Origin of the sequence: Photorhabdus hindustanensis, assembly GCF_002968995.1 — a bacterium.
Lineage (GTDB): Bacteria > Pseudomonadota > Gammaproteobacteria > Enterobacterales > Enterobacteriaceae > Photorhabdus > Photorhabdus akhurstii.
Genome location: NZ_PUWT01000115.1, coordinates 1 through 4555, shown reverse-complemented (window position 1 = coordinate 4555; position 4555 = coordinate 1). Strand labels below are relative to the sequence as shown.

At 44.1% G+C, this 4555-nt stretch carries 5 protein-coding genes; 3 read left to right on the top strand and 2 right to left on the bottom strand.

Annotated elements, in window-relative coordinates; all coding sequences use genetic code 11:
• Positions 1-620 (bottom strand): POTRA domain-containing protein (locus tag C6H66_RS24235; RefSeq protein WP_146111124.1); only part of this gene is annotated, 620 nt, incomplete at its 3' end.
• Positions 621-1474: 854 nt separating this feature from the next.
• Complete coding sequence (locus tag C6H66_RS25750; RefSeq protein ID WP_131817520.1) at positions 1475-1666, bottom strand: hypothetical protein; 192 nt, start codon at positions 1664-1666, stop codon at positions 1475-1477.
• Between the two features lie 426 nt (positions 1667-2092).
• Between C6H66_RS25750 and C6H66_RS24230 the strand changes: the two genes are divergently transcribed.
• The 3 genes from C6H66_RS24230 to C6H66_RS24220 form a co-directional block, all read left to right on the top strand.
• Positions 2093-2983, top strand: a complete 891-nt coding sequence (locus tag C6H66_RS24230; RefSeq protein WP_105396989.1) for an integrase domain-containing protein — start codon at positions 2093-2095, stop codon at positions 2981-2983.
• A gap of 138 nt (positions 2984-3121) precedes the next feature.
• A complete protein-coding gene (locus C6H66_RS26230) occupies positions 3122-3346 on the top strand; it encodes a hypothetical protein (protein WP_181150299.1) in 225 nt (74 codons plus the stop codon).
• 230 nt (positions 3347-3576) lie between these two features.
• Positions 3577-4555: IS630 family transposase (locus C6H66_RS24220; protein ID WP_105396988.1), on the top strand; the 979-nt coding region annotated here is incomplete at its 3' end.

Below are 4555 nucleotides of genomic sequence, written 5' to 3'. Positions count from 1 at the left end.
CTCTCCCCCGGCTGCGCTGCCGGGACAATGTTCATCTCCGCCCGCACGGTCGGGAAACGTTGCAAGTTTTCCAATCCCTGCTCGATATCCCGTAAATCCAACAGTTTGCCTTCACGCGCGGGAAAGGGCGTGATGCGTTGAATATAATGGCCGCTATCCGGGGTATAGCGAATATGCCGGATGTTGCCCGGTATCATCACCAGTCTTAGCGTTTGGGTACGCAAATCCTGGGGAGGGACCAGAACCCGGCTGGTGACATAGCCGTGATTAATGAGCTGATCTTGCAACTGGGTTATCAGCCGGCTAATGCCTTTATCGCCCAGGCAATGGTTTTCGCCCTGTTGGGCGACACGTCGGAACGGTAACCAGTGTGGAAAATTTTCGGTGCCGGCCAATACCACATGGGTGATAGGAAAACAGGGGGTTTCCACCGCAAAGGCGGCTGACTCCCCGGTTTCCGGTACCGACAGATGAACTTCTGCAGGCGGCGGGGTTAATTGAGCTTCCAGCGCTTGCTGGCGGGCCTGTTGATGAATGAGTTGTTGATCTGCGATGTCGGCGGCTTGACTGCCTGAGGCTACGCTACAAAAAACCGTTAATACCAAAATACTGCTTTTCATTGACTTTCTATTCCACAATGTTGAAGCAGCATTAACCACGAATTTAACTTAGCGATCAATATTTAGGGTTGATTATCAACTGGGCAACTAAAATAGGGGGTTGGTTAAGATAGCAGCAAAAACAAGAGGTTATATGACAAGGCAAAAAACAGGCCAATGTGATTATTTTGTAACAGCATTGTATAAAAAATAGATTAATATTAATCATTTAATAATCAACATTAATAATTTCAAATTAATTTTATTGTTTTATTTTAATTATGTGATGTAAATCACATTTATGATGATTGATTTCAGCATTGAATGACTTGAACTGTGACAGTTATTTTTAATTTGTGATGAGGTATTACCTTTTCTGATTGGGTTGGATGATAACTTTTAGCTCAGTTGGCAGAACAGGCGCTATGCTATTGCGGATTGGGAGATAATCATCAGAAGCAGGTGTTCGTAATTCATTCACAGAGTGGAAAAAATCATGAACCTTAAGGAGACAAAGATCGCTAGTGCGGATTTATGCCAGTCTTGCTTTGTGTCAACTGTTCGGCCTGTCATTTTGCTCACTTTTTGAAAGGCATAAATGATTATTCTATACAGTATGAAAAGCTTTCTTGACCTTGAAATGGACCTTGATTAATTTAAGGCAGTATTCGTTGTCGCGTAAGCGATCGTTAATGTTCCCGCAGTCTGAGAGGAACGCCTTCGGGTGACTGATTTCAATGCCATTGTAGCCTGAGAGATGGCGTCTTCGGACGGCAAATCCGTTTATCCTTTGAAAACGGGTATCACTAACAATAGTGATGAAGGTGCAATTTCACAGACAGTTTTTCGACTTGCCAGTATCCTCAAACAACAACCTACGGTTCATTTTGCTTTCTACGCTTGCCTGGGTGGTTTCGTTCAGCAGTCTGGATGACTGTTGCCAGATTTGACAGGTTATTGGGTATCTTGCGGACAGCGCATTGGGTCCAGAAGAAATGGGCGGCGTCACTTGTTGGCGTGATAACGAAAACCAAGTGACGCTGCCAGCGTACAACCTGCCAAGCCACGTAATATAAGCTTTCCCCTCGTCTCCTACCGTCTGATCGACACGTAGTACATTGGTCAGGATAGTTTGAAGACTGCCACTTACCCTAACGTCTTGAGTGAAAAACAATCATGTTGACGTTTTATATTCAGAAGAAGGAGAACAATCGACTCGATATTGATGGCGACGTCAGTGAAAACTGGCGTTGGAGGTAGTCTGACAACGGTCAGGACGGTGTAAACCGCGAACAGCTCAGAGAGCTGGGGTGCCTCGTAAGAACTCAACATTTCGCCACCCCGATGCACAGATATCAGTCGAGCCGCAGGAAGCGCAAATCAAACCGTGCCGTTGGGGTTGAGAGATGACATTCAGAATACTGTTTTGTATTGCTTGCCTCCGTCAGGTTACAAGCGGTGGTGTCGTGTGGGTTAAAAAGGAAATCGTTTGAATGTCAAAGTTGAGTAAACAGTTAGTCACATTGGCCCGTCAGGCTGGCGGCAGTTTTAAAACCGTTTCAGACAGAATGAAAATAGCCAAACGTCTGGCAGAAAGCATGGCGATATTAAATATTCAAATCCGTGATATTAAGAATATGAAAATTAATCATATTGAAAAATATATTGATAGCCGAAAGTCAGAGAATATTTCAAAGCGCACGTTACAAAATGAGATGGCGGCTGTTCGGGCGATATTCGCTATGGCGGGAAGATCTCAATTAGCTAACCCTCATCACAAACGGTTAAGTAATCATGCGCTCGGATTATCTGGCGCCAGCCGGGAGGGGACTAAGATGGCGATTTCGGATGAGCGTTATCACACGACGCTTGTTTTGGTCCGGGGGAAAGATGAAGGGGTAGCTGCGGCTATGCAACTTTCTCGTTATCTGGGACTGCGAACGGAAGAAGCGGTTCAGGCGGCAAAGTCATTAAGAACGTGGGAAAAAGCTTTATTGCGTGGGGATGAAAGAGTGAGGGTGGTGTTTGGTACAAAAGGAGGACGTCCCCGTGACACGACGGTGGTTGATCGGGATAAAGTGATCCAGGCAGTCAGGGCGGCAATAAAGTATGCCAATAAAAATCAGGGTCGTTTGATTGATAAACCGAATTTACATTCGGCCATTGATCGTTACCGGAATATCGTCAGGGAAGCGGGGTTAACCGGAAAGTCTTCGCCACACAGTTTGCGTTATGCTTATGCTGTTGAGGCCATAAATTATCATTTATCGAAAGGATTCAGTCGAAAAGAAGCGGAAGCGATGGTTTCGATGGATTTAGGGCATGGGGATGGACGCGGGCATTATGTTGCCCGTGTCTACAATAAACCGCACGGTGACGATTAATCGGTTTTTGAATTTAATTTGAATCGAAACAGCCCTGGGCTTAGTTACGCTAGCAACAGGCTGGGCGGGGATACGCTATCCCGAAAACCTTTCTGCCTTTAATCGCTGGATGGAGAACTATCAATCGTTGTGGCTGTTATGGCGATTAAGCCTTTACGCGCTGCTGGTCTGGGGCAACCGGAAAATCTGGCAGTTGACGGAAAACAAACCGGAATATTGTGCCGTGTTAATCAGCGAATGTGCTGTTTATCCTGTTGTGTGAATATGCCCTGTCAGGCAGCATGGAGGCACGCGCGTGACGACAAACAGTTATCTGGAATATTTCCTGACTCTGCTCGGTTCAAACCGGGTTTTAAAACTTAAGGGATACGCAGTATCCCTTAAGCATCATGGTTCTAATTTTATGCCAGTTTTATTTTTTCCCGCCTGTTTAACCTGTTTATCATTGCCCCGATAATTAAAGATTAGATAAATATTATTAGCGGGGCAGGTAAATTATTAAATTTATTTGTTTTCTTAACTTAGATTGGCTTTATACCCGTAATCATTGAAGATGCTTGATTTTATCTGAAATGGAGATCATTATCCTCGCTATGAAAATATTTATTACATCAGAACAAAAAATCAAACTTGAACATCTTCACGACACCACTCGTGATGGTCAGGTACGAGACAGAATAAAAGCTATCCTTCTGGCTTCTGAAGGGTGGAGTTCTATGATGATAGCCCAGGCATTGCGACTCCATCAGACCACTGTTGACCGCCATATCAGTGATTACCTTAATCACGGTAAACTTAAATCGGGTAATGGGGGATCTGGCAGTTTGCTTTCCCGAGAACAAACTGATTTTTTAATCAACCACTTATCTCAACATCTTTTCCATCACACCCATGAAATCGTGGCCTATGTTGCTCAGCTCTGGAAGATTACCTTTAGCATTCCCGGCATGAATAAATGGCTACACCGTCAGGGTTTTTCTTATAAAAAACCTTGTGGTGTCCCTCATAAATTCGATGCAGAAAAACAGAGACAATTTATTGAATATTATGAAAATCTTAAAGTCGCCGCGAAAGACGAGCCCATCCTCTTTCTTGACGCGGTTCACCCGACTCAAGGTACCAAACTCAGTTATGGCTGGATGCGGAAAGGTGAGAAAAAAACAGTCAAAACAACAGGAAGCCGGACTCGCCTGAATATATTGGGCGCCCTCAACCTAAATGCCATTGGTCATACGGTGTTCCAGGAATATCAAACCATTAATGACTATAACATTTGCTGTTTTTTCAATGAAATAAGAAAGTCTTATCCTGACTATCATCAAAAAATTCATCTTATTGTGGATGGGGCGGGTTACAACAAAGCGCATCTTGTGAAGGAGTGGGCTTATGTCAGCAATATTGAGTTACATTACCTTCCGCCATACAGCCCAAATTTAAACCCGATAGAGCGATTATGGAAGGTCATGAATGAACAGGTTCGAAATAACCGTTATTTCGCTGATAAACATGAATTTCGAGACAAAGTCTTCAAATTTTTCACCACAACGCTACCTGATATAGCGAACTCGCTGA

Bases quoted from the DNA above. Each gene is read 5' to 3' on its own strand.
- C6H66_RS24230 (WP_105396989.1), top strand. From the start codon at position 2,093: ATGTCAAAGTTGAGTAAACAGTTAGTCACATTGGCCCGTCAGGCTGGC.
- C6H66_RS26230 (WP_181150299.1), top strand. From the start codon at position 3,122: ATGGCGATTAAGCCTTTACGCGCTGCTGGTCTGGGGCAACCGGAAAAT.